This window comes from Niastella koreensis GR20-10, assembly GCF_000246855.1.
Taxonomy (GTDB): domain Bacteria; phylum Bacteroidota; class Bacteroidia; order Chitinophagales; family Chitinophagaceae; genus Niastella; species Niastella koreensis.
The window spans coordinates 6,663,607-6,689,809 of record NC_016609.1; the positions used below are offsets into that span (position 1 = coordinate 6,663,607).

General features: G+C 45.2%; 22 protein-coding genes. 5 read left to right on the forward strand and 17 right to left on the reverse strand.

Annotated elements, in window-relative coordinates; all coding sequences use genetic code 11:
• Positions 1-59 precede the first annotated feature (59 nt).
• The 15 genes from NIAKO_RS37200 to uxuA form a co-directional block, all read right to left on the reverse strand.
• Positions 60-920 (reverse strand): glycosyltransferase, encoded by an 861-nt coding sequence (locus NIAKO_RS37200; RefSeq protein ID WP_014221495.1) that lies wholly within the window; start codon positions 918-920, stop codon positions 60-62.
• 23 nt (positions 921-943) lie between these two features.
• Positions 944-1,879 (reverse strand): glycosyltransferase, encoded by a 936-nt coding sequence (locus NIAKO_RS37205; protein ID WP_014221496.1) that lies wholly within the window; start codon positions 1,877-1,879, stop codon positions 944-946.
• 7 nt (positions 1,880-1,886) lie between these two features.
• Positions 1,887-2,873, reverse strand: coding sequence for a glycosyltransferase family 2 protein (locus NIAKO_RS37210; protein WP_014221497.1), 987 nt, complete (start codon positions 2,871-2,873; stop codon positions 1,887-1,889).
• 72 nt (positions 2,874-2,945) lie between these two features.
• Positions 2,946-3,839 (reverse strand): glycosyltransferase, encoded by an 894-nt coding sequence (locus NIAKO_RS26295; RefSeq protein WP_014221498.1) that lies wholly within the window; start codon positions 3,837-3,839, stop codon positions 2,946-2,948.
• Positions 3,840-3,896: 57 nt separating this feature from the next.
• The gene (locus NIAKO_RS37215) at positions 3,897-5,219 is read right to left on the reverse strand and encodes a GNAT family N-acetyltransferase (protein ID WP_014221499.1); all 1,323 of its coding nucleotides are present in this window, start codon (positions 5,217-5,219) and stop codon (positions 3,897-3,899) included.
• Positions 5,216-6,175 (reverse strand): hypothetical protein, encoded by a 960-nt coding sequence (locus NIAKO_RS26305; RefSeq protein WP_014221500.1) that lies wholly within the window; start codon positions 6,173-6,175, stop codon positions 5,216-5,218. Before NIAKO_RS26305 ends, NIAKO_RS37215 begins: the two co-directional genes overlap by 4 nt.
• Positions 6,172-6,879 (reverse strand): WbqC family protein, encoded by a 708-nt coding sequence (locus NIAKO_RS26310; protein ID WP_014221501.1) that lies wholly within the window; start codon positions 6,877-6,879, stop codon positions 6,172-6,174. The genes NIAKO_RS26305 and NIAKO_RS26310 overlap by 4 nt, the downstream gene beginning before the upstream one ends.
• A gap of 2 nt (positions 6,880-6,881) precedes the next feature.
• Entirely contained in the window at positions 6,882-7,961 is a 1,080-nt protein-coding gene (locus NIAKO_RS26315) for a DegT/DnrJ/EryC1/StrS family aminotransferase (protein WP_014221502.1), read from the reverse strand.
• 133 nt (positions 7,962-8,094) lie between these two features.
• Positions 8,095-9,900 carry an ABC transporter ATP-binding protein gene (locus NIAKO_RS26320; RefSeq protein ID WP_014221503.1) on the reverse strand — a complete coding sequence of 602 codons (1,806 nt, stop codon included), beginning with the start codon at positions 9,898-9,900 and terminating at the stop codon, positions 8,095-8,097.
• Between the two features lie 78 nt (positions 9,901-9,978).
• Positions 9,979-12,339, reverse strand: coding sequence for a GumC family protein (locus NIAKO_RS26325; protein WP_014221504.1), 2,361 nt, complete (start codon positions 12,337-12,339; stop codon positions 9,979-9,981).
• Between the two features lie 11 nt (positions 12,340-12,350).
• Entirely contained in the window at positions 12,351-13,181 is an 831-nt protein-coding gene (locus tag NIAKO_RS26330) for a polysaccharide biosynthesis/export family protein (RefSeq protein WP_014221505.1), read from the reverse strand.
• A 44-nt stretch (positions 13,182-13,225) separates the two neighbouring features.
• Positions 13,226-14,227 (reverse strand): SDR family oxidoreductase, encoded by a 1,002-nt coding sequence (locus tag NIAKO_RS26335; protein WP_014221506.1) that lies wholly within the window; start codon positions 14,225-14,227, stop codon positions 13,226-13,228.
• Positions 14,228-14,237: 10 nt separating this feature from the next.
• Entirely contained in the window at positions 14,238-15,536 is a 1,299-nt protein-coding gene (locus tag NIAKO_RS26340) for a nucleotide sugar dehydrogenase (RefSeq protein ID WP_014221507.1), read from the reverse strand.
• Between the two features lie 26 nt (positions 15,537-15,562).
• Positions 15,563-16,063, reverse strand: coding sequence for a transcription termination/antitermination protein NusG (nusG, locus tag NIAKO_RS26345; RefSeq protein ID WP_014221508.1), 501 nt, complete (start codon positions 16,061-16,063; stop codon positions 15,563-15,565).
• Between the two features lie 802 nt (positions 16,064-16,865).
• A complete protein-coding gene (gene uxuA / locus NIAKO_RS26350; protein ID WP_014221509.1) occupies positions 16,866-18,035 on the reverse strand; it encodes a mannonate dehydratase in 1,170 nt (389 codons plus the stop codon).
• A gap of 150 nt (positions 18,036-18,185) precedes the next feature.
• Between uxuA and NIAKO_RS26355 the strand changes: the two genes are divergently transcribed.
• From NIAKO_RS26355 to NIAKO_RS26375, 5 genes are all read left to right on the forward strand, one after another.
• A complete protein-coding gene (locus tag NIAKO_RS26355; RefSeq protein WP_014221510.1) occupies positions 18,186-19,202 on the forward strand; it encodes a LacI family DNA-binding transcriptional regulator in 1,017 nt (338 codons plus the stop codon).
• Between the two features lie 102 nt (positions 19,203-19,304).
• Complete coding sequence (locus tag NIAKO_RS26360; RefSeq protein ID WP_014221511.1) at positions 19,305-20,132, forward strand: rhomboid family protein; 828 nt, start codon at positions 19,305-19,307, stop codon at positions 20,130-20,132.
• Positions 20,133-20,173: 41 nt separating this feature from the next.
• Complete coding sequence (locus NIAKO_RS26365) at positions 20,174-21,133, forward strand: alpha/beta hydrolase (RefSeq protein WP_014221512.1); 960 nt, start codon at positions 20,174-20,176, stop codon at positions 21,131-21,133.
• Positions 21,134-21,531: 398 nt separating this feature from the next.
• A complete protein-coding gene (locus NIAKO_RS26370) occupies positions 21,532-22,404 on the forward strand; it encodes an AraC family transcriptional regulator (protein ID WP_014221513.1) in 873 nt (290 codons plus the stop codon).
• 19 nt (positions 22,405-22,423) lie between these two features.
• The gene (locus NIAKO_RS26375; protein WP_014221514.1) at positions 22,424-23,944 is read left to right on the forward strand and encodes a hypothetical protein; all 1,521 of its coding nucleotides are present in this window, start codon (positions 22,424-22,426) and stop codon (positions 23,942-23,944) included.
• A 79-nt stretch (positions 23,945-24,023) separates the two neighbouring features.
• Here NIAKO_RS26375 and NIAKO_RS26380 read toward each other — a convergent pair whose 3' ends face one another.
• Together NIAKO_RS26380 and NIAKO_RS26385 are read right to left on the reverse strand one after the other, a co-directional pair.
• The gene (locus NIAKO_RS26380) at positions 24,024-24,638 is read right to left on the reverse strand and encodes a NanQ anomerase/TabA/YiaL family protein (protein WP_014221515.1); all 615 of its coding nucleotides are present in this window, start codon (positions 24,636-24,638) and stop codon (positions 24,024-24,026) included.
• 105 nt (positions 24,639-24,743) lie between these two features.
• Positions 24,744-26,180 (reverse strand): alpha-L-fucosidase, encoded by a 1,437-nt coding sequence (locus NIAKO_RS26385; protein WP_014221516.1) that lies wholly within the window; start codon positions 26,178-26,180, stop codon positions 24,744-24,746.
• Positions 26,181-26,203 lie beyond the last annotated feature (23 nt).

A 26,203-nucleotide genomic window follows, 5' to 3' on the forward strand; every position in this document is an offset into this window, starting at 1 on the left:
GTTAAATTTAGGTAGCCGGTTCCTGGGTTCTATTATGTATCTCTGGGTTTTAACAGGTGCTATTTAACAAACTTCATTGTGCCGGGATCCAACGTTCGGCCGCTGTTTCCTATTAAGCCATGCCAGATGCCCAACAGCCGGAATTTTACCCGTCTGAAACGGTCGGGGGCTAACACAGCGGCAACAATTAAAAATCTTAACTGAATACTGATGTAAGACAGCAGATTTATAAATGAAAAATACTGCTTTAATATTAACAGATGGTTACGGGCTGAATAATAGCCGCGCCATAAAGTTGATTTGGTGAAGCGGCCGCCTCCACCCAAAAACAAACGCTCATCTGCTCCATTCTTCAACACGCCTATACTATAACCATGCTTTTTTAACCGCATGCAGTACTCTTCGTCCTCACACATCATAAAGAAAAGCTGGCTTACCGGCCCTATTTTTTGAATGGCTTCGGTTTTAATAATAGCGCCATCTATCATCACATAATCGGCCGGCTGAAGTCTTTTGGCAGGATCCACCAGGATCTTCTTTCCCATCCTGATGTTCGCACCATGCAAACCAAGCATGTCGAATCCACTGCCTTCGATCGTTTCCACCAGTTCACTTAGTGCATTACTTGCATAAAAAGTATCATCATCCAGGATCCAGAAATAATCAAATTGCTGCAGTTGTAACCCGTATTTCATCCCGGCATGTATTCCTCCGGCAGGGCCTTCATTTTCTTTTAGAAACAGCGGTTTAACCAATTCGTCTTTTACTGATGCCAGATATTCCTGCGTTCCATCGGTACTGTTATTGTCTACAATAATTACAGCAGCCGGTTTTACAACTTGTGCCAGAATATGCGAAAGCGCCGTCTTTAATGTATCCAGCCGGTTATATGTTACCATAACTGCACAAACATTCTTCATAATGCTACTTTTAAATTCTTCTTCTATAGTCCAATATTATCTATCAGTTGCTGCGTCATAAAAGCACCTCCAACAACCACATTAACTGTCTTCCTCCTTATAAACCGTAAAGTACCCGGATCCAACGTTCTGCCGCCAACACCCCTGATGCCATGCCAAATCCCCAATAGCCTGAATTTAACCCGCTTAAAACGGTCTGGCGCCAGGATGGCCGCTGTGAACAATAGTTTTGACTGGTGATAAACAAAAGCAATGAACTCAGTAAATGAGAAATGCTTTTTTATAATGAACGTGTGATTACGTGCCGAATAATAATTGCGCCACAAAGTGGCCCGGGTAAACTGTCCGCCGCCGCCTAATAACTGGCGGTTATCAGCTCCATTCTTTAGTACACCGATCCTGTAGCCCGCTCTTCTGATGCGGATGGAATATTCCTGGTCGTCGCACATCATAAAGAACTCTTCACACAATGGACCCAGTTGGCGTACAATATCTGCTTTTATAATGGCCCCGTCAATCATGGCATAGTCAATTTCCTGTAACCGAACGTTGGGGTTTGCATGCACTTTGGCGCCCATTTTAAAGTTGGCGCCGTGCAAACCCAGCATTACAAATTCGGATTGTTCTATACTTTCAACCAGGTCTTTCAGCGCATTGGGCGCATAAAAAGTGTCATCATCCAGGATCCAGAAATAATCATATGCATTACGCGTGAGCCCATACGTCATGGCTTTTGCGATAGCGCCGGCCGAACCGGTATTGCTTTCCATGTAAATGCAATGAATATTATTTTTTCCATTTAATGTTTCCAGGTATTCTATTGTTCCGTCTGTACTATTGTTATCAACGATTACAATTTCAGTTGGCGGCACCGTTTGGGCCAGTATATGGGTAATAGCTGTTTTCAGCGTTTCCAGCCGGTTATATGTTACTACAATTGCGCAAACCCTTGTATTCATAGCATGCTTATATTACATTAAAACTAAGTTCCAGGTAATCAAGTACATCAAATACATGTGTGGTGATCACAGGTAAATGAAGTACCAGCTTCTTTGATTTCGCAAATTTTAAGGCCTTTCGTGCGGTAAACTTAAGTGTGCCGGGATCTAAAGTTCTGCCTCCTTTGCCTAAAATGCCGTGCAAAATACCCATCAGTCTTAATTGTACACGTTTGAAGCGGTCTGGTGCCAGGAGGGCTGCGGTGATTAACAGTTTTGATTGTAGTAGACAATAACCAAATAAATTTACGAAAGAGAAATGTTTCTTTATAATAAATATGTGGTTCCGGGCTGAATAATACCCCCGCCAAAGGGTGGCCCGGGTAAACTGACCGCCGCCTCCCAGGTATAACCGGTTGTCGGCGCCATTTTTCAACACACCGATCTTATAACCATTTCGTTGCATGCGTACCGAATACTCATGATCGTCGCACATCATAAAAAACTCCTCACAGATCGTTCCCAGATTTCTCACTACCTGAGCTTTTATCAGCGCGCCATCGATCATGGCGTAATCCACTTCCTGCAACCTTACATCATCCTTTACCTGTATTTTTCTTCCCATTTTTATGTGGGCGCCATGCAACCCGATCATCGAGAACCCGCTGTTTTCGATATTCACAACCAGGTCCTGCAAGGCGTTGGGCGCATAAAAAGTATCGTCGTCAAGCACCCAGAAATAATCATATTTATTATGAATATTGGTTAAGCCGAAGTTCATTCCGGCCGCAATAGCACCAGCCGAACCGGTGTTATTATTCATATAAATGCAATGAATATTGCTTTTACCATCTACAGACCGCAGGTACTCAATTGTACCATCGTTACTGTTGTTATCTACAACTACAATCGTTGCAGGTTGTAAGGTTTGGGCCAGTACATGCCCCAGGGCCGTTTTAAGGGTGTCGAGCCTGTTGTATGTTACCAGTATTGCGCATACTTTCGAATACGTCATCAGGGAAATTTTTGGGTTTAATAAAAGTGGTCGGTCGGTCGGTGGTCTAATGGTGGTATTGATTGCGCATAACTATATGGCTTGTTTGTAATATCTTTTTAATCCGTAATCCCTTACGGCTTTCCAGGTGTTTCGGGTAACAAGGCTTCCGTATCGCATGCCATGTTTAAAACTCAACAGGCTTTTTCCAAACGATACTGCCAGAATGGATAAAAATGCCAGGTAATGGCGATGCTTTTTCATTATGAACAGGGCATTACGGATGCTGTAATAATCCCGCCATAATACCTTCTCATCTTTTTTACGGGCAACGGTGCTTTCTACACTCATCCGGTTCCACCGCTCGCGGCAACCTAAAAACAGATCACTGTGCACGAGGATTTTGTAGCCGGCTTCTTTTTGCAGAAGATCAAAGTCAAGGTCCTCAAAACCAAAAAACAACTTTGGCTCTGTATTAATGCCATCCAATACACTTTTTGCATTTACAATCTTGCATTGCCCGCCGCCTATAGTATCCACTTCAATATAGGAACGGCTGCGCAGTTCTTCATTAGTAGCGCGCGATAACAACCCGGTAAATTTATTGAACCGGCTGCCTACCATCCCTACCTGGCCACATTTTTCACCGTAAGACTCCGCCAGGTTAACCAGCTTTTCAAACGTATCCGGCGTAGGTGGGGGATCGTTATCATCACCCCAGAAAATCCACTGGTATCCTTCTTTTGCCAGCATCTCCAATCCTACTTTGTCGCCCCCTGCAGGTCCGGCATTGTAACCCATTTTAATGTAAGCAACTTCGGGATATAATTCCTCCAGCTTTTGCTTTGTTTCATCTGTTGTACCATTGTCTACCACCAGTAATTTTTCGGGTGGTAAAGTCTGTGACATTATCTTTTGAATGGTATCCATTAATATCTCTGCCCGATTGAACGTAACTACAAATCCAGCAAATTTTTTATTACTCATAACAGTGCGTTTAATGCCTACAATGTAAAAGCCATTTCTATGGGCGATACAATCGGCTTATAAAAAAAGTATTTTGATGCTACTGGTTATATTGCCATGCCTGAACAGGTTCTTGGCAAACTTTTTCTTTTCGCGCCACATGGCTTTTTCGATCTCCTTCTTCTGGTCTTCATTGAACAGCGCCGAACGCTTCATAAACTTTCTTGTTTCAATGGAACCTCTGTACTTGTCAACCATTGTTCTGCCCCCGTATAATCCGCCGGGATGTCTTCTATAGTTACCTCCTATAAATCCCAATTCGGCGATCTTACCATATTTCGATAACACGGTAAACAGGAACACATCGCCGTAGGTAACATGAATAAAATCCTTATGGGAGTTTGGAATACAGTTGCGAAAAACAACCGACATGGTAGGAATATGCTGATAAAGCATACTCTTCCAGTCAAACATCCTGAACTCACCAACCTCCTCCCGCAATACCTCATCGTTTTCACTTACCGTTCTTACTTCATGAAAACACAAAACAAAATCTTTATTTGCCTCTAAAAAATCAACCTGCTTTTGCAGTTTAAGCGGATCGGTCCAGTAATCGTCGCCTTCACAAACGGCAATGTATTTACCGGTTAACCGGGGCCAGCAAAATTCATAGGCATTCCGTTGCCCGCCTACATTTTGTTCGTGATAAATGGGTTTTATTATCCCCGGATACTTCAGCTCAAACTCCCTTATTATACTGCGCGTATCGTCGGTTGAACAATCTTCGCCAATAATCACTTCTAAAGCAAAACTGGTTTGTTGCATCATTACGCCTTCCAGGCACTGGCGGATATATTTACCATGGTTATATGTAAGAATGCATACTGACAGTAAGGGTGTTGCGGGTTTAGCAGCCTCTTCAAACTGCTGCCGGGTGTATTTATATTGAATAAACCCGTTTTCCAGTTCAGCCACCTGCTGCCAGCCCATTCTTATCACATTACCTATTCCCGGATTGTTCTTATGCATCTCCATGTTCACCTGTTCAAATCCCAATTGGGTGAATCCCTGTTCAAGTGCCAGCCAGGCCGATTCAAAGGCCCGGTTCTTACCCCAGAACCTCATTTCGCCAATGAAAATGTGTAACAGGGCCTGGCCGTTATTAATATCTGTGAAAAATACATTTCCTATGTAGGTATCATCTTCACACAGGCAAATGGCAAATCGTTTTTCATTTTCTCTACGCAGTGCCAATACCAGCCATTCTCTTTCCATTTCAGGCGTAATGTACCGGTCGGGGCGCGAACCGGTAAACCGCCATATTTTGGGATCATTTCGCCATTGATAAGAAGTAAGTGCATCTTCTTCGCGCAACGGCCTTATGTATACATTGTAGCTCATTTGGCAAGTTGTATAACAGCTGCCATGCTTTGCATATCCGCATCCTGGTACCGGTGGTCAATTGGCAGGGGCAACAGGCTTTCAGCCAATTTACTTTCCGTTTCAAACCCTTTTTTGCTTCCTTCCTTTACTTCCGCCCAAAAGGTGGGCACATAAATTCCATGACTGTACAATATTGACCGGTCTGTTGTGTAAGGGGTTATTAACGGGTATACCATAGGCACCGTTTCAGGATCGGTAATAATGGCAAACTGGTTTAGGTTTTTGAAAATGTAGTGCAAACTGTTGAAGTTGGCCTTTCTGGCGGCTATAACTTCCTGATAATTTATATGCGATAACAAGTACTGGCTTATGGCGCTCATGCCTGTTATTTCGGGGCCGCAAAGTTCTTCGTTCTCTTTAAAAGCAGCGTAGCCTTCCTCCACCTGTCCGTTGAAACGCTTCATTAAATGCGTTACCGTATAGGTTTCATTGCTGCTTTCTAGGGGTTGAACCGGAACTCCATCGGGCGGATATAAATAAGCGCCATCCGGCACCCCGAAGAATTTTCTGCATGAATTAAAGTACCACGACCGGCCATTTCCCTTAGTAAAAAAAGCCTGCGTACAGTCAACGATCAGCTGGTGGCCATACCTGGTTGAGAGCCTGTTTACCGCGGCATCTTTTAACCCCATGTAATTGGTATATAAAAAATACTCGCCGTTTGCCAGGTCAGGTAAAGTAACAGGTTCCAGGCTTTCATCGATGGCATAATATTTATAAGCTATACCAGCAACCTCAAACGATTGCAGGATTACCTTACAGGTATAAAAGGGAATGTAAACCTGGGTTGGTTTACATTCCTTTAATATAAAGTGCAAAGCCGATCGCCCGCTTTTGAAAGTATATGGTACCGTGTGGTACGAATACCCGCCTTTATTTAGTTCCAGGCCAAAATATCCTCCCACAGGTTTCATACTAGCTGATAATCGTTTAATAGGTCTTTAATAGCTGCCGGTTCATTGAACATCATTACATCGATGATCGAAAGGCCGGGTTCAAAATGTGCTCTTCGCTGGCTGTACGCTTTTAACCCCGGTTGCAGAAACTGTAACTGAATGTTACTTGCTTCAAATTGGCTGTTGTTAAACAGCGCTTTACCGCCGGGCGGGTTAATGTACGTGGTAGCCTGCAGTTGCTCACTCATTTTTAACGCCCACCCGCCTGCATCCTGCACCTGTGAATAGTCGAAATTCATTTGCGACGAAAGCTCTATCTTAAAATCAAGCCCTATATAATCACAGGTGGTTTTCAGGCAATGGCCGTTCATGCCGGCAATTGTATCCTGATGGGTTGAAAAACAATCCCCGATCAATGCCCGCACCGCTTTATAACAGGGAGCCGTTTTTTTATAGTGTTCAAGCTGCCGGAGTATTTTGTCTTTATTTTTCTCCGCATCGGCTGGTCGTATATCCCTTATCAGTGAATCTCTTGTATGCGTCGCCAGCGGCATGATGATGTATTGAAAACCTTCACCGGGTTTCAATATCCGGTTCCTGTTTATCCATCCATGGCGGATGTACTGTACATCATCGAATAAAATGAACCGGTCGGCGGCATGGATCAACTGAAAATAACCAATGTATGGATAAAAGTACGGTTGCATGATGGCTGCCTTCATTGCTAGTTATTCTGTGTTCTTAATAAAATGCGAACGATCATATGCATTTCTTCCGCCGTTAATTCATGATGCAGCGGCAAACACATAATACGCTGCGCAATGCTTGAACTGTGGGCGCATTCGTATTTTTCAACGAACCGCAGCGTATGCAATGAAGGATAGAAGTACCGGCGTGGATAAATGCCATGACCAATCAAATGCGCTTCCATTTTTTTCAACACCTCTTCCGAAGGAAGAATGATGGGAAAATACGCATGGTTGTAATCCGCATTTTTGTCAATGGTCTGCATTTGCATGTTCAGGCCCAGCAACGACTTGGCGTAATGCTGGTACTGTTCTTTTCTCCGCCAAAGCAGCTCGTCGGCATACTTCAGATTTACCAACCCCATGGCTGCATGAAATTCCGAGTTCTTACCATTAATGCCCACGCAGGCAAAATCTTCAGGGCCGTTAAAGCCAAAGTTGCGCATGTACGCCATTTCCTTTAGCAGAGCGGCATCCTGGGTAAAAACCGCGCCACCTTCTATGGTATGAAATAATTTGGTAGCGTGAAAACTGGTAATGCTGATATCGCCATATTGAAACACAGATTGTCCTTTATATTTCGTACCAAAGCAATGCGATGCATCGTAAATAACTTTCAGGTGGTGCCTGGCTGCTATTTCCTGGATGGCATCGATATCGCAGGGGTTGCCAAATACATGCGTTGCAATGATGGCGGAGGTTTGTGGCGTTATGGCTGCTTCAATTAACGCCGGGTCCATGTTAAGGGTATCGGGGTCGATGTCTACAAACACCGGCTTCCATCCTTCCCACAAAATACTACTGGTGGTGGCGATGAATGAAAATGGCGTTGTAATGATCTCTCCTTTTAACCCGAGTGCTTTAATGGCTATTTGCAGGGCCGATGTGCCGTTGCTCACATAGATCATGTGCGGCACATTCAGGTACTGCTTTAGCTGCAGCTCTAGTTCATTGACAAGCGGACCGTTGTTAGTGAGCCACTGGCGTTGCCAGATGCCCCTCACATAGCTCTCGTATTCTTCGAGCCGGGGCATAAAGGGTTTAGTGACTGGTATCATGGGCTTTTTTGATTACTTGATTGAAGGCTCGAACAGGCTTCAGGAATCCCCTGGGTATAACGTGAGAGCGTAAAAAGGCACCGTGACATGCCTTCCTGAAAGATGTTTTAAAGAGCGATCAACTAAGCAATAACTAAATCCCCTGTAGCGAAACCATTTTTTGAAAGCGGGATGACTTGTTCACCATTTCTTCAAATGAACCGGATGCGGCAACTTTCCCCTTTTCGAGTAAGTAAATGGTGTCTGCTTCTTTTATGGTAGATAAACGATGTGCGATCAATACAATGGTGTAAGTACCACGTAACTGTTCAATATTTTCCTGGATGATCTTTTCTGTTTCGGAGTCAAGCGCCGAAGTGGCTTCGTCAAAGATCAGTACCTCGGTATTTTTGTATAACTCGCGGGCAATGGAGATACGCTGGCGCTGGCCACCAGAGATCAGGATCCCGTTATCACCCAAACGGGTCAGTTCTTTTTCAGGCAACCCTTCTACAAAACTGCCCAGTGAAGCCATCCGTAATACTTCTTTAAAGCGTTTTTCATTTTCCGGCGTAGGTTCGGCCCAGAACGTGATGTTATTAAAGATGGTATCGTTAAATACAACGGGCTCCTGTGAAATATAACCTACCTTATCGCGATAGGTGTTCAGGTTATACTGTTCCATCGGAATGCTATCGATGTACAGTTCACCACCATCTGGCCGTATCAAGCCGGCAATCATATTGGCCAGGGTTGTTTTACCTGCACCACTTTCACCTACCAGGGCAATGGTTGATTTTTTGTCGATTTCCATATTAATGCCGTCCAGTACTTTCAGGCTGTCATACGAAAGCGTTACGTTTTTCAACTCAATTTTATCCTGAATATTCTGGAATGAAACCGGACCATGTTTTTCCTGCAAGGCAGCCATTTCTTTGGTTAAAGAAGTAACTGAATTGATCCCACCACTGTTCTCGATAAAACCCTGCCAGTAGTTCTGCGTCATTACCAGGAAGCTGAGCGCGCGATAGAACAGCAACAAACTCAGGATAATGCTGCCCAGGCTGGCGCCCATCCAGTTCAACTGCGCAAATATTACCATCATCACAATGATAACAATGATGGGCTCTTTAATACTGGTAGCAATGGCCGTCATGTGGCCGATTTTCTTGTTCAATCCTTCGGCCTGGTTAATAACGTTCTTTAACTTCTTGGAGTACTGGTTAAAGGTGTTTGTCGATTTCAGGTATTTGAAATAATGCGTGGTCTGGATGAGGAAGCTGTTGAAATCACTTCCTTTCTTCGACAATTCGTTGGAAGCACGCTTGGTGGTTTTGTAAATGTTATTGTAGATCAGGTTCGAGAGCACGGCGCCAAAGCAAACCAGTACGGCAAACTGATAGTTGGCCAGGAATGCCAGGAACATATACGTCAGCAACATCACCGATGCCTGGGCCGCGGTAAAATAAAAGCTGAACGACATAAACAACCGTTGTACTTCGGTGGTAAGCGTGTTCTGGATCTTTCCTGAATCTATTTTCAAAAAGGCGCTGTATGATAGGCCTTCCAGGTTATTCACCAGGCTGTAGCGAACTTTCTTGATGAACATTTCGCGTAAGCGGGCGTAAAACTTCATCTGGAAGTACTTCATAATACCCTTGAATACAAACAGGATAACCAGCGCCATCAGCACGGTAGTTACCGTTAACTCAAAACCCATTTTGTGAATGAGATTGATGATGTGCTGCAACTGCCCCATCGACTCTGAATGGTCAGCGGCCGTTTGAGCTGTTTTTCCATCACCCACTGCTTTTAACAGGGGGATGAACATGGCCAGGCCCATACCATCCAGGAAGCTGATTAAAACACTCAGCCCCAGGAACAACAGCAGCTTGGGTCCAATGATGCTGTAGTAGTATTTAAAGTAAGTATAGAAATTGTTTTTGAGCGAGAATTTCATCTTTAAAATTTTATGCCGAACGCTGAACGCTTAACGCTGAATACCGGGTATTTTGCGTTGAGCGTTGTGCGTTGTGCCTTATGCTATTTTCAATTTTCTGTCAGATCCTTTTTTCTTCTTTTTCGACTTTCCCATTTGTCCGTATTCGTATCCATATCCATATACATGCTGGAACCCGTAACCAGGTTTAATGCCGTTTATGATTAAAGAAATATGCGGCAGTTTCTGGTCCTGGTGCAAATCGTTGATCAGTTTCAACGATGGGCGCAACGTATACTTATGCCGTAATACGAAGAAGGTCAAATCGGCCAGCTTCCCTAATGATAATGCATCAGAAACCGCTTCAACCGGCGGCGTATCCATTACAATGTAATCATAATGCGCCTTCAGGTAATCGAATAACGATTTCATGCGTGAGTTCAGAATGATCTCGCCCGGGTTCAGCGGCAAAGGCGTTCCGGCGCTGAGGAAGGTCAGGTTCTCCAGTTCAGGCACAGCTTGCAACACATCATCTATCTGAACTTCACCGCGCAAATAATTGGTAATACCGATTGATTTTTTAAACCCTAAACGTTCTGACAAACTCGGGTTGCGAAGGTCAAACTCCAACAATATCACTTTTTTACTGCTGATGGCCAGTGAGCTTGCCAGGTTCAGGCTTACAAAGCTTTTCCCTTCCCCGCTCACACTTGATGTAACCATCAATACTTTTTGTTCGGGACCATAACCCATGTAAGAGATATTCGTACGCAGGGTCCTGAATTGTTCGGCAATAGGCGACACTGTTTCTTCTGCAATTACCAGGTCGGCCTTGCTGTCGTCGAGGATGATCTCACCAGCAATTGGCAGCGAAGTAACGCTCAGTACATCTTCGCGGCTTTCGATCTTGTTATTCAGCATAAACTGAACTACTATGATCAGCACCGGCAGCATCAGCCCCAGTATAAAGCCCATGGCGTACACCATATATGGCTTGGGGTTCACGCTTCTGCTCACGTTCCAGTCAACAATGCGTGTACCGGCAATCCCTGCAGAAGCATATTCCATTTTCTTGTCTTCGATCTTCTGTTGCAGGAAGGTATACAACTGGTCTTTTACACCTAATACCCGGTTCGTCTGGTTCAGGTCTTTTTCTTTTTCCGTCATGCCCTGAAAGCGGCCGGTAGTATTTTGTTCCTGTGAAGCAATAAAGGCATTGCTTGTTCTTATTTGCTGACGTATGGCACTCAAATTTGATAAGATGCTGTTTTTCGCAGTGGCCAGCCCGGCATTGATATCGGGTAAACGAATATCCTGCGGTGTACCCCTGTCGAGGATTTCCTTTTTTCTTACCACCAGTTTGTTATACACGTCCACAAAAGCGGCTAAACTGGGATCGGCCAACGCGGTAACGTTGGGGACGATCTGTTCCTGGCCGCTTGCCAGAATGCTGTTCTCTACCTGGGTCAGCAGATTTTCCCGTAACTCGTTCTCGCCTTTTCTGCTATCGAGGGTTACCAGGTTACCCAGTAACTGGTTGGCCGATGTGCCTACATCATTCACCTTACTGGTAACCTTGATGTCCTTTACTTTATTGGCCTGTTGCGCCAGTTCCGATGAAACGGTGTTCAACCGGTTTTCGAGGAAATCAATTTCCGTACGCAGGGCCTTGCTTTTGAATTCGAAGTTGGCTTCATCATAATTATGCAGCAATACTTCTACTATCTGCTTAGCTCTTTCAGGAATTTCATCTTTTACGGTTATCTGCAACATGGCCATACCACCCTTGGGCACTGCAGTAGCTGAAACCCGGGAGGCATATTTATTTACAGCACCTTCCCTGCCAGGGAAATGAAGGAGGTAAACGCCTTTACTCATATTGAGAAATGGTTTGGGCTCAATGGTGATGGTATCGTGTTTAAATACCAGGGGCACATTGTAATAGCCTTTTACCACTTCTTTTTCCAACTGCAGTTTATAACTATCCTCACTTACCAGTAATTTATATACGGGTGTTTTTTCGTCAATATCCCACCGTTTTAATTTAATGGCAAATGGCAGTGAATCCAGGTGAAGGGGTTTATCGAGCACGCGGCCTTTTTGCATTACCTCAATTTCGAGGTGCAGCGAATCTACCACCTTCTCTATCAGGGCGGCAGCCTCCAGTTTAAATATTTCACTATTTAAATCGGGGGCAGCCTGGGCGGCAGCAGCCTGGCCTGCGCCAAAAGCCGATCCACCTAGTATATTTGATTTTACCTCGCTGGGCGACTGTACTTCAATAAAGGTACTTACCTGGTATAACGGCGTTGTATACCGCACATACACGAAGGCAGCAGCTAAACAAACGCCGGCAGATAAAATAAGCCAGTAATAGCTTTTCGCCAGTTTCGAGAAAAGTCGTTTTGCATCAAAACCACCTTTACTTTCCTCTGGCTCGTCATGATACTTCTGCTCCATGGCTGAAAGTTTTATTTGGTTGTATTGTGAATGGTAAAGCCAAGGGTAACGATCGAGATCACTACGGTGAACATGGAAGCCACGAGACCGGATTCTTCCTTGAAGATGGTGGCTGTACGGGCCTGCACATAGATCACGTCATTTGGCCGCATCATAAAAATGTCCGGATCTTCCAGCACACTCGCCTTTCTCAGATCGAACTTTTTTATGGTTCTTTTACCGTTGTAATCGCGATATAAATGAATGTCGTAGCGTTTAGCGCTATGCGGCAGATCGCCGGCTGCGGCCAGGGCAGTGAACAGCGTGGCCTGCTGCGATGGTATTACATAAGAACCCGGGGCCTTTACCTCTCCCAACACAGTTACTTTAAAAGTGGTAAAACTCATCTCTATTAAAGGCTCTTTCAGGTATGGGCTTACGGCACCAAAGATTTTTTGTTTTGCCTGACTGATGGTTAAGCCTGAAAGCTTAATTCTGCCAACAACCGGAATTTCAATTTCACCTTCTTCATTCACCACATAATCGGCGCCGGCAGTTGCACCACCTCCCCCGCCACCTACACCAACCACAGCGGCGGCGGCAGTGGCGGCCCCGGTCATACTGTGTTTGTTAAAGAATGAGGCGCTTTCCTGGTCTCTTACGATAAAATTGATGTCGAGCCTGTCGCCGCGTTCAATAATACGCTCTGGCACAGGCATCGCTTTCAATTCGTATGATTCGGAATCGGGCAGGTCATTGAAGTAATTCAACTTCTTACTGGTACTGCAAGAAGTGGTAAGCATAAGAACAAACGCTACAAAAAAGCAGGTAAGGGTAGCAGGATGTATGTGGTTTCTATTCATTGTACGTTATTTTATTAATGGCGGGTTGCCGGCAAGGCTACGTTTCAGGAGGTAACTTTCATGTACGACGATTGCTTATACCACTCTACCGTTGTTTGCAATCCTGTTTGAATGGTTACAACCGGCTGGTAACCTATCAGCTGATGGGCTTTACTTACATCGGCCAAACTGTGACGAACATCCCCTTTGCGCTCTTCACGATATTTAGGCGCCAGGTCAATGCCGATGAACGCGGTGATGTGTTTCCACAATTCGTTCAGGGTGGTTTTATCACCTACGGCTATGTTCACCACTTCATGTTTGTTGATATCGGGCGCCAGGGCGGCTTTGATATTTGCCTGTACCGCATTTTCCACAAAGGTGAAGTCACGGCTTGTTTCGCCGTCGCCGTTAATGTAAGGCGCTTCGTTCTTCAACGCACTTTGAACAAACAAAGGAATAACGGCTGCGTATGGGCCACGTGGGTTTTGGCGGGGACCAAATACGTTGAAGTAACGCAACCCAATGGTATGAAAATCGTAGGTGCGGCTGAATACCGATGCATACAGCTCATTTACATATTTTGTAACGGCGTAGGGCGACAGCGGGTTTCCTATTTTATCTTCTACTTTTGGCAAACCAGGGTGATCGCCATAGGTGCTCGAGCTGGCTGCATATACCATTCTTTTAACACCTGCATCCCTTGCGGCTACCAGCATATTCAAAAAACCACTTACGTTCACTTCGTTACTGGTAATGGGATCGTTGATGGAGCGGGGTACTGAACCCAACGCTGCCTGGTGCAATACATAATCAACACCATCTACTGCCCGGCGGCAGGTATCCAGGTCGCGGATATCGCCTTCTATCAAACTAAATTCCGGACGGGCTAAAAAAGGTTCAATGTTTTCCATTGAACCCGTACTAAAGTTGTCGAGCACCCGCACTTTACCAACGCCATGCGCTAATAAATATTCCACAATGTTTGAACCTATGAAACCGGCGCCACCTGTTACCAGGAAGGTGGCCTTGTTAATATCGGTGGTATGGTATTTCTGAGTGTACATAATTTAATAGTTATAAACGTGCATCAACTAAATCTTTTCCTAAATGGGCTTTCACATCAAACAACACGCATTTATCGCTGCATAACTTCTTGATGGTTTCATAACCGAATTCTTTATGCGCTACTGCCAGTATTACTGCATTGTATTGTGATTGGGTGGCAGGTAATTCCTGAACCGTTTTCACCCCATACTCATGCAATACTTCTTCAGGATTTGCCCAGGGATCATACACATCAACACTTACATTATAGCTTTTCAGATGGCTGATAATATCAATTACCTTGGTGTTGCGAACATCGGGACAATTCTCTTTAAAGGTGATGCCTAACACCAGGGCTTTGCTGCCTGCAACCGGAATGCCTTTCTTCACCATCAGTTTTACCACTTCACCGGCTACATACCCGCCCATGCCATCGTTCAGTCTGCGTCCGGCCAGGATGATCTCAGGATGGTAACCTACTTCCATCGCTTTTTGCGCCAGATAGTATGGGTCAACACCTATACAGTGACCGCCAACCAAACCCGGGCGAAAGGGTAAAAAGTTCCATTTGGTAGAGGCTGCCGCCAGCACTTCCTGGGTATCGATATCGAGCAGGTTAAATATTTTGGCCAGCTCGTTGATGAAGGCGATGTTGATATCGCGTTGTGCATTCTCAATAACCTTGGCTGCTTCGGCCACTTTTATAGAAGGCGCCAGGTGAGTGCCCGCTACAATAATGCTGCTGTAGATATCATTTACAATTTTCGCAGCTTCGGGGGTTGAACCGGAGGTTACTTTTTTAATTTTTGTAACCGTATGTTCTTTATCGCCGGGGTTAATACGCTCGGGAGAATAACCGGCATAAAAATCTTTATTGAAAGTAAGTCCTGAAACTTTTTCCAGAATAGGCACGCACTCTTCTTCGGTTACACCGGGATATACGGTAGACTCATACACTACGATATCGCCTTTCTTCAATATTTTACCTACCGTTTCACTGGCTTTTACCAGCGGGGTAAGATCGGGGCGGTTATATTTATCAACCGGTGTAGGCACCGTGATGATAAACACGTTGGCGGTTTTAATGTCTTCCAGTTGATCGCTCACCCACAAACCGTTTGCACCATCCACTTGTTTTTTAAGTACTGAGGAGAGATGATCGCTGCTGATCTCCAGCGTGTGATCGTTACCAGACCGCAGTTCGGCTATCCTTGCTTTATTGATATCAAAACCTACAACAGGATATTTTTTTGCAAATTCTACTGCCAGGGGTAATCCTACATATCCTAAACCGATTACCGTTAAGTGATACTGCTTTGTCGCTTCCATTCAATATTTCAGTTTGATGTTTGTTATTATTGTGAACCTTTTGACAGGTTGTTTTTATCTATTGCTACCAGGGCAAACCCCAACGAAGGCAACATCACTTTCACACTTCTGTTATTCACTTCCATTACCTGGCCGGTTTGTTGTTCCAAGGGGCCGTTAATAATGGTTACTGCATCGTTTATGTTCACATCAATTCTTTCTACCTGTATGTGTTCGTAATCTCTCAGGAATTGCTTCACTATATCAATTTCTTCATCGCGAATGACTGCGGGTTTTCCCTGGAAAGTTACGAAGCCAATCACCCCATCTGTTTGCAGCACCGGAATGTGTGCTTTGGGCGCCAGGCGTACCAGTACGTACGATTTAAACAAAGGCTCCAATATAATCTTTTTTCTATCGCTCCAGTTTCTTTCAATCTTCTGCATCGGACAATAATTCTCAATTTGTTTCCCGCCAAGCAGGTCCGACACTTTCTTTTCCCACCGGGGCCGGGTGTATAAAGCATACCAACGCAAAATTGTATTCATTTTTCCGGTTTATAGCACATTTCAGCGCAAAGCTCCCGCTTTCCTCAGTCACATTCGCTACTGAGAATCAAAAAATTTTTATCATTTAAATCCATGCACGTCAATACCTAAATCACCATCTCTTCTTCGTTGTTCACGAGATATCAGATCGTAATAGGCTATTGAGGTCCAAAAAACAGAAACGGTACACAAGTAAATAGTAAACCAGAGGCTATTCGAAAGGATTGGTTCAGAGGCTTTCGAAGGAAATCGGGCCAATGGGGGTGATTCGAAAGGAAAATCGGGTAACGACCGGTAATTGCAGAGGATGTTGGACGATCAGAGGTTAATGAAGTCGCTCAAAAGTAGAAAGTTTTTTGATATTATGCAATATCGGCCGCTGATTTTTATATACCATAATGTGGTTATTTCCAAAATACCCAATGGGCTTTAAAGCGAAATAGATCCATGTCAATCAATTAGTAAGATGTACATATTGTGTAGGTTGGGGCGGATGTTATCAATGTGTAATCATTGGTTGAAAGATGGTAGACGGCAGAAAGCCGCGACGCGGAGGACAGGAAGGGCAGTACACAGTAGGCAACACTGAAGGCTTAAGGCTGAAAGCAGAATGCCCAAAGGCGAAGGTTAAAACAAAAAAGCACAAGACCTCAAATCGGAGTTCTTGTGCTTTGTATTTTGCTTTAGGCTTTTAGCTTTAACCTTTGGGCTGTATTCGGCTGTTTCATCTCTGCCCTCTGCCTTTTTCCGCTGCCTACTGCCCACTGCCTTTCTTGTCTGCCATTTGCCGTCTGCCGTTTGCCTACTTCATCGATCGGGAAATTCCCAGCTCCAATCCACGTAATTCCGCCAGTCCGCGTAAACGTCCTATGGCTGAGTAACCCGGGTTGGTCTTTTTATTCAGGTCGTCGAGCATCTGGTGGCCATGATCGGGACGCATAGCCAGGTTAACCTGCCGTTTTTGCATTACGTGAACCAGGTTCTTTACCACGCTGTACATGTCTACGTCGCCTTCCAGGTGGTTGGCTTCATAAAAATTACCATCCGCATCGCGTTGGGTACTGCGTAAGTGAATGAAGTTAATGCGGTCGCCAAACTGTAACACCATGGCAGGGAGGTCGTTATCGGCCCGTACACCAAATGAACCGGTGCAAAAGCAAAGACCATTGCTGGCATTGGGCACTGCCTCAAATAAGTGCTGAACCTGCTGAGCAGTGCTTACCACGCGGGGCAGGCCGAAGATCGCATAAGGAGGATCATCGGGGTGCACCACCAGTTTAACCCCTACCTGGTCGGCAACGGGCGCTACCTGTTGCAAAAATTCAATCAGGTGCTGCTGTAATTTGTTGGCGTCAATGCCTTCGTAGGTGTCCAGGGCGGCCTGAAACTGTTGCAGGCTAAAGCTTTCTTCGCTACCGGGCAAACCGGCAATTACATTACGCTGTAACAGGTTCTTTTCATCGGCTGTCATGTTAGCCAGGCGCTCTTTTGCTTTGCCCAGTTCAGCGGCTGAATAATCTTTTTCGGCGCCGGGTCGTTGAAGGATGTATACATCAAACGCTACCATGGCAGCTTTTTCAAACCGGAGCGCTTTACTGCCATCTTCCACCGTATAAGCCAGATCGGTGCGCGTCCAGTCGAGCACGGGCATAAAATTGTAAGTAACCACGTAAATACCGCAGGCTGCCAGGTTGCGGATGCTTTCACAATAGTTGGCAATATGTTGTTTGTAATTCCCTTTTTGTGTTTTGATTTCTTCATGAACGGGAACGCTTTCTACCACCGACCAGGTTAACCCCGCTGCTTCAATGGTTTGTTTGCGTTTCATGATCTCTTCTTTGGTCCAGACGATGCCATTGGGAACATGGTGTAACGCAGACACAACTCCTGTACAACCCGCCTGCCTGATATCAGCCAGACTAACCGGGTCGGAGGGGCCGAACCAGCGCATAGTTTGTTCAAATTGATACATAAAGTAATTGTTTAGAGCACATTTTTCACAAGGTTACAATTTGTTATGGTTACATACTCAAATATCACCAGCAAATTCTTTGCAAACGTTTTCGAAAAATGTTGCAAACATTGCCCTTAATTCTCAATCTTTGCAAGGGAAGGCTACTATATGGATCAAGTGAACTTAAAGAAGTTAGCGAAAGAATTGAATTTGGCCGTTTCAACGGTTAGCCGTGCTTTGCGCGACAGTCATGAAATTAGTCCGCAAACCAAGGAACGGGTGCGCGAATTAGCCTTGAAACTGGGGTTCCAACCCAATCCACACGCCAGCAGTTTACGTCAGAATAAAAGCAAAACAATCGCCGTCATCATCCCTGAAATTGAAAACAATTTTTTCTCCCAGGTCATCAATGGCATTGAATCGGTAACCCCCAGCAAGGGCTACCACGTACTTATTTACCTATCGCACGAAGATTATAATAAAGAACGCGACATTTTACAACTGCTGCGCAATGGCCGCGTGGATGGCATCATGATCTCGGTGTCAAATACCACCAATAATTACGATCATATCGATGCCTGGCGGCAGGCCGGCATTCCGGTGGTACTTTTTGACCGGACCAGTGAAGAACTGGACGTGCCCAACATTATGACCAATGATGCCGAAATGGCTTTCAAGGCAACGGAGCATTTGTTGAAAAGAGGTTGTAAGAACATTGCTTTTTTGGGCATGGCGGGCAACCTGTCCATCAGCAACCGGCGCAAAGTAGGTTACCTTACCGCGCTGGAAAAATACAAAGTAGCTGCCCCGCCCCAGGTGGTTGAGCTCACGTCAAAAGACTATACCAACCGCGACATCTTACGCAACCTGCTTCAGAACCAGCAACACCCCGATGGCATTTTTGCCGCCATTGAAAAATTTGCGGTAAATACCTACGAAGTATGTAAAGAAATAAACCTGCATATTCCGCAGGATGTGAAGGTGATCAGTTTCTCGAACCTGCAGGCGGCTGCATTATTCGACCCCGCGCTTTCCACCATTATTCAACCCGCTTATGATATTGGCCGCGAGGCAGCCAGCATTTTATTCAAGCTTATTGAAAAGAAAATGCTGTTGCCATATGAGAAAAAAATGATCCTGCCATCGCAATTGATTGAGCGGGCATCAACGGCCATAACCGGTTAATAAATACATTATTACCCTTTTGTAAAGCATACAGCCCGTAATTAACAATTATTTGTAACCTTCGCTTATCGTTAGTATGTTTATTATAATGAACTTATTCATATGGCAACGGGACTTTCTGGATTAATTAGTTGGATAGTTATTATTGCAACCGGTGTGATCTCCTACCAGGGGTTTAAAAACCATTTCTTTTTTGAGAAATACGAATTTGGTGTTGAAAAGGTTCGCCTTTACAGGGACTACAAAAGACTGGTAACCTCAGGCTTTTTGCATGTGAACTGGATGCACCTTATTTTCAATATGCTGGGCGTGTATTTTTTTGCAGGTTTACTGATTGCCCAGCTGGACTGGTATGGCTTTTTACTGGTTTATTTTGCAAGCATGGTGGGCGGCAACCTGTTGTCGCTGATAATTTATAAAAACCAGGGTGATTACACGTCAGTAGGCGCCTCCGGCGCCGTAAATGGCGGAATTTTCGCCACCATTGCCCTGGATCCCGGTATAAGGATCTTCTTTTTGCCCGGCTGGCTGTTCGGGCTCCTGTATATTGGTCTTACTATTTACGGGGTACGCTCAAAAAGAGATAATGTGGGGCACGAAGCGCACCTGGGTGGCGCTTTGATCGGGATGGTGGTGGCTATTGCCCTGCAACCTGTGGCCCTGTTCGAAAATTATATCACCATTTTAATAATTGCGGTGCCAACCCTGGTATTCATTTACCTGATTATAACCAGGCCGCATCTTTTATTGATCGACAACCTGTTTTATAATCAGCATCAGAACCATTACTCTGTAGATCACAAGTACAACGAAAACAAGTTCAACCAGCAACAGGAAATTGACCGGATCCTCGACAAAATAAACAAACGGGGCATGAACAGCTTGAGCCAGAAAGAAAAACAAATGCTGCGGGAGTACAGTAAGAAATAACCACTCCGCTAACGGATTACCTTACCAGAACAAATTGTGTTATGAAGAAATTGAGGCTCATGCCATTCGTTTTTCTTTTGCTGACCCTTCCGTTTATGGCGGCAGCAGAAAACGATACCACCTATACTGAAACAAATGTTGTGTTACATACAGCCAGCGGTGACATCGCCGGCACCTTAACCATTCCGGCCAACGCACCGGCAAAATTACCGGTGGCGCTGATTATCGCCGGTTCGGGCCCAACCGACCGCAATGGCGATAACCCCATGATGAAGAATGAAAGCCTGATGAAACTGGCGTACGGACTGGCGGCCAAAAACATTGCCTCATTGCGGTTCGACAAACGAGGTATTGGCGAAAGCAAAGCTGCCATGAAAGCCGAAGCCGATCTGCGGTTTGAAGATTACATCAATGATGCCCGCAGCTGGATAGAATGGTTGAAGAAAGATCAACGCTTTTCAAAAGTATTTGTAGCCGGTCACAGTGAGGGTTCGCTTATTGGCATGATCGCCGCCCACAACACCGCGCATGGGTTTGTTTCCATTGCCGGGGCCGGCCGTTCGGCCGATAAAATTCTGAAAGAACAACTGGCAGCACAACCAGCCATGGTAAAAGACAGCAGCTATCCTATTATCGACAGCCTGGCGCTGGGCAAAACGGTTACCAGTGTGCCCAAAATGCTGTTTGCGTTGTTCCGGCCAAGTGTTCAGCCATATATGATCTCCTGGTTTCACTACGACCCACAGACTGAAATAAAAAAACTCACCATTCCGGTTTTAATTTGTCAGGGCACCAACGACTTGCAGGTGAAGGAAGAAGATGCTAACCTGCTGGCCAAATCGAATACAAATGCCCAATTGTTGCTCATTAAAAATATGAATCATATCTTCAGGATAGTGGAAGGCGATAGAAAAGACAACCTGGCCACTTATATAACACCAACGCTGCCCATCAGCGAAGAACTGGTAAACGCCATCTCCGCGTTTGTTAGTAAACATTAAGGCCAAACCGGTCCCTTACCGCGACTTTATAGTGACCTTATAGCGATATAGGTTCACTATGCTACCACTATACCTCCCCGATACCCCCCTTCACTCCTTTGCAACTCCTGCGCTCCCCTCTTTGCCTGCACTTTTTACCCCGATGCGCCTTCAGCCGCGGAAGCAGCAACGAGGTAGCAACAAGGTACCAATGAGATATCAATGAGGTATTATTGAGGTTTCAACTTCAGTAGTAAGCGAGGTCTGCATTTCTGCAAAAAAGGTTGCATCACCCCTGATAAAAAATTGCATATGTTACGGAAACGTTAGCGTAGCATTTTTTCTCCAATGCTAAAAGTTAAGCTAATTTACCCCTGATTGCAGTATTATTTGCCATTTGAAGTAAAAAGAGCTTAATTATGAGGCCCCAGTTATTAAAAGTATCCAAGGAGATCCGCCACTCCTTCAGCGTTCGGCAGGATCTTGTTCCCTACATCAATAACCGCTGGCACTACCACCAGGAGGTTGAATTGATCCACTTTAGAAAGGGCGAAGGCACCCAGTTTGTAGGCGACAGCATCAGGCATTTTAAAAACGGTGATGTAGTTCTGGTAGGCTCAGGCCTGCCGCATTACTGGCGTTTTAATGACACCTATTTTAGTGAAGATGAACCCACTTCTGCCGATATAAGGGTATGCCATTTTAACGAAAACTTTTGGGGAGAACAATTCTTACAACTGCCGGAAAACATTAAGATTAAAAACATCCTTGAAAAAGCGAAGCGTGGTTTACAAATCACCGGTAAAACCCGCGTGGTTGTGGCAGAATTCCTGGATGTATTGTTAAATACTGAAGGACCGCACCGCATTTTACTGCTTACCCAGGCTTTAACGGCTATTGCAGAATGCCCTAATTTACAGTCATTATCGAGCATTGGGTTTAAACACGAAATGCCTGAAAACGAGAACGACCGTATCAATGCCATTTACGACTTTTCGCTAAAAAATTTTAAACGTCCCATTCAGTTAGATGAGATCGCTTCCGTAGCCAACATCAGTCCCAACTCATTTTGCCGGTATTTTAAATCAAAAACAAGCAAAACCTTTTCGCAGTTCCTGATTGAGGTACGGGTAGGCTATGCCTGTAAATTACTGATCGAAAACAAAATGAGCATTAAACAGCTGTGCTTTGAAAGCGGGTTCAACAACTTTACAAGTTTTCATAAATATTTCAAACTCATCACTGGCAAAAGCCCGTTGAGTTACCAGAAAGAATTTATCCAAAAACAATAATTCACGCTACATTATTGGTATGATTACACACCATCGGCAACTCCTTGTTGTTTCGACAGCTATTGTGCTGGCTACCGGTTTTCAACCGCCGGCCGGCAAATGGGAATCGAAATTTGTTACCCTCACCGCCAACGAAACTTTACAATATCACCCCGACGAAAAAGGAAACATTTTGCCCGATTTTAGCCGTGTAGGCTATTACCAGGGCGATCAGCCCATTCCTACCGTACCTGTTGTAAAAACCATTTCAGCGGGTACTGATAACAGCCAGGCCATTATCCAGGATGCCATCGATGAAGTAGCAAAAAGAACACCCGACAACAATGGTTTTCGCGGCGCCATCCTGCTGAAAAAAGGCGCATACAACATTCCCGGCACCATTCGCATTACCGCCAGCGGCATTATTCTGCGCGGCGAAGGCGATGGGGAGAACGATACCAAACTGATCGCTACGGGAAACACCCAACGATCACTGGTTTATATTTCCGGCACGGGCAATTTTGAAGAACAACCCGGCACCCGCGTAGCCATCACCGATGCATATGTGCCCACGGGCGCCACTTCTTTCGGGGTGGAGTCGGCGGCCAACTTTAAAGCGGGCGATAAAGTTATTTTATTCCGCCCCGGTACCGATGCCTGGATAAAAGACCTGAAGATGGATGCCATCGATAGCCGCGACGGCACCAAACAATGGCAACCTAAGGAATATGACCTGCGTTATGAACGCATTGTTACCAAAGTGCAGGGCAATACCATTACGCTCGACAACCCGGTGGTAATGTCGCTGGAAAAACAATACGGCGGCGGTTTTATTTATAAGTACAATTTCAATGGCCGCTTAACAAAAGTAGGCATCGAGCATTTGCGTTGTGAATCTACCTACGATAAAGACACGTCTGAAGACCATGGCTGGACAGCCATTCAATTCAATAAAATTGAAAACGGCTGGGTGCGGAATGTAACGTCCCGCTATTTTGGCTATTCCTGTGTTCATTTGGATGATCTGGCCAAATGGATCACCGTCACCGACAGCCGCTGTCTCGATGCCAAATCACAAATTACAGGTGGCCGCCGCTATTCATTTAATAACGACGGACAACAAAACCTGGTCATGAATTGCCAAACTACCGAGGGCCGTCATGATTATGTTACCGGCGCACGCGTTTGCGGACCCAACGTTTTTTACAATTGCACGGCCAAACAAACACATGCCGATATTGGCCCGCACCACCGCTGGGCTTCAGGCACTTTGTATGACAATATTGTAACCGATGGCGAAATAAACATCCAGGACCGTGGTAACTGGGGTAGTGGTCATGGTTGGGCAGGCGTTACGCAAATACTCTGGAACTGCACGGCCAAACGCGCTGCCGTTCAAAGCCCCTGGGCTGATGGAAAAAACTATTGCATCGGGCTGAAAGGCGATAAATATGATGGCAGATTAAAAGGAAGACCTGATGGGGAGTGGGAAGGGCAAAACAAGGATGGTCTTGAACCGGGATCTCTTTATATGACGCAATTGAATGCTCGAAGGAAATAGTTCAGAGTTCCAAGTTCAGAGTTCAGAGTTTGAGGATAACCAGGAACCCGGAACTCTGAACCTGGAACTAATAACTTTATTAAGATGCCGCTCTCACTTTAATAACAAGTTTCTTAACTACTTTATTCCCTCCCGGTGTAATATTCGGTCTGTGTGCTTCGCCGGGGAAAAAGATGATGAAGGTACCTGCGGGGATGTTGTAGAATTTGCCGGGTGCGGTATAATTGGCAACATCTTTTGTTTCGTCATAAGGTTTGGTAGTGGAAGTTACTTCTGCCACAGGCCATTTACCCATTCTTTCTTCGCCAACCAATACGCACTGTACATCGATGTACTTTTTGTGCGATTCCCAATTGGTTTTATCAAAATCTTTGCTGGGATCTTCCGTTACCGAGGCAAATACATTATCGCCATCGATGGGATATTTTCCCTTGGCTATTGTTTGCAGGTTTTGCTCTTTCAAAAAGGCAAAGGCTTTGTCCCAATATACTTTATTGATGCGGTACTGACGGGCAAACTCTTCTTTATTGATAGATTTATGCGGCTTCAGCGGCGCGCCATTCATCCATTCTTTTTTCTTGAACCATTTTTCCGCACTCTTTTTTGTGATCGTAGTATCGGCTCCGGATTGAGCATTTACAATTACAAAAGAAAAGGCGACTAATAAGAACGATAACAGGAATCCTTTTTTCATACGCGTAAATTAAGTAGGTGTAAATATAAACAAATGTGTCCCGATTTATCGGGACACATTTTATGTTTCGTTTCATGTTATTACAGACCAGACAAGTGCGCTTTATCACTCTTTCATAGTACCCAGACCGCTGGCGCCGGCGCCGGAAAACCGCTTGTCGGCCACAGCACCCTTTACCTGCAGTTTTATTACGCTGGCAATTTTATCGGGAGCCTGATCGGGCACGGTAATTACCAGTCCGTCATTTGAAGCGGCCGTGGCCAGCTTTTTACCACCGGCTAACAGCGTGGCCGAAAGAACCGGTTGGGTCAACCCGGGTACTATCAGTTTTTTATCGGTTGGCCAGTTAAATACGCTCAGGTATAATGTGGTGTTACCGTTCTGTTCTTTTTTGGTGCAACGTCCCCAGGCCAATGCGGGTAAGGGACTGGCTTTTGTACCATATATAGCGTCACCGTTTACTTTCATCCACGCGCCTACCTGTTGCAGGCGGCTGATGCTTTCATCGGGGAAGGTGCCATCTGGTTTGGGCCCCACATTCAACAAATAGTTACCGCCTTTTGAAGCTATATCTAATAAGTTTCTAATAATAACCTCTGTGCTTTTCCATTCGTGGTCGTCTTTTTTAAAACCCCAGGTACCGTTCATGGTCATACAGGTTTCCCAGTCTTTACCATCCAGTTCGCTTTCTTTGGGAATGCGTTGCTCCGGTGTTTTGTAGTCACCTTGAAAGTTGGGACGTTTTAACCGGTCGTTGGTGATGATGTTTGGTTGCAATGCCAGGGCTGCATTTAATTTTTCGGCAAACTCATCGGTCATACCCGTAGGCGTATCCCACCACAGTACGGCAACATCGCCATAATTGGTGAGCAATTCCTTTACCTGGGGAACCGCTACTTCATCGATGTATTGCGCCATGGTTTTAGTGGTTTGGGCGGGGTCCCAATGACCTTCATGAGCGGCTGTATACGAATCTATTTTTGCTGAATCGGGATTGGCCCAGCCTTCGCTGGCAACCTTACGCGCAGCAGCGCCACCCGGGTTGTTCCAGTCCTGCGCCTGTGAATAATAAAAGCCCAGCTTCATGCCGTATTTGCGGCAGGCTTCGGCCAGCGGCTTCAAAAGGTCTTTGCCATACGGTGTGGCATCTACCATATTCCATTTGCTGGCATTTGATTTAAACAAAGCAAAACCATCGTGGTGTTTGGCGGTGATCACAATGTATTTCATGCCCGCTTCTTTGGCCAGCTTTACCCAGGCATCGGCATCGTATTTAACGGGATCGAACTGTTTCGCGAATTCCTGGTAATCGGCTACGGGGATTTTTCCGCGGTTCATGATCCACTCTCCTATGCGCTTAATGGGCTGACCATTATAATAACCAGCCGGCACGGAATACACGCCCCAGTGAATGAACATCCCAAACCGGGCTTCGCGCCACCACTCCATGTGTTTGTCGTGCGAGTCCTTCACTGCTGTTTGTGCAAATGTGGTATGCAACAAACAACAAAACAGCACCAATGCAGCAACTACTTTTTTCATATAGAATTCCTTTGTTTTATTTG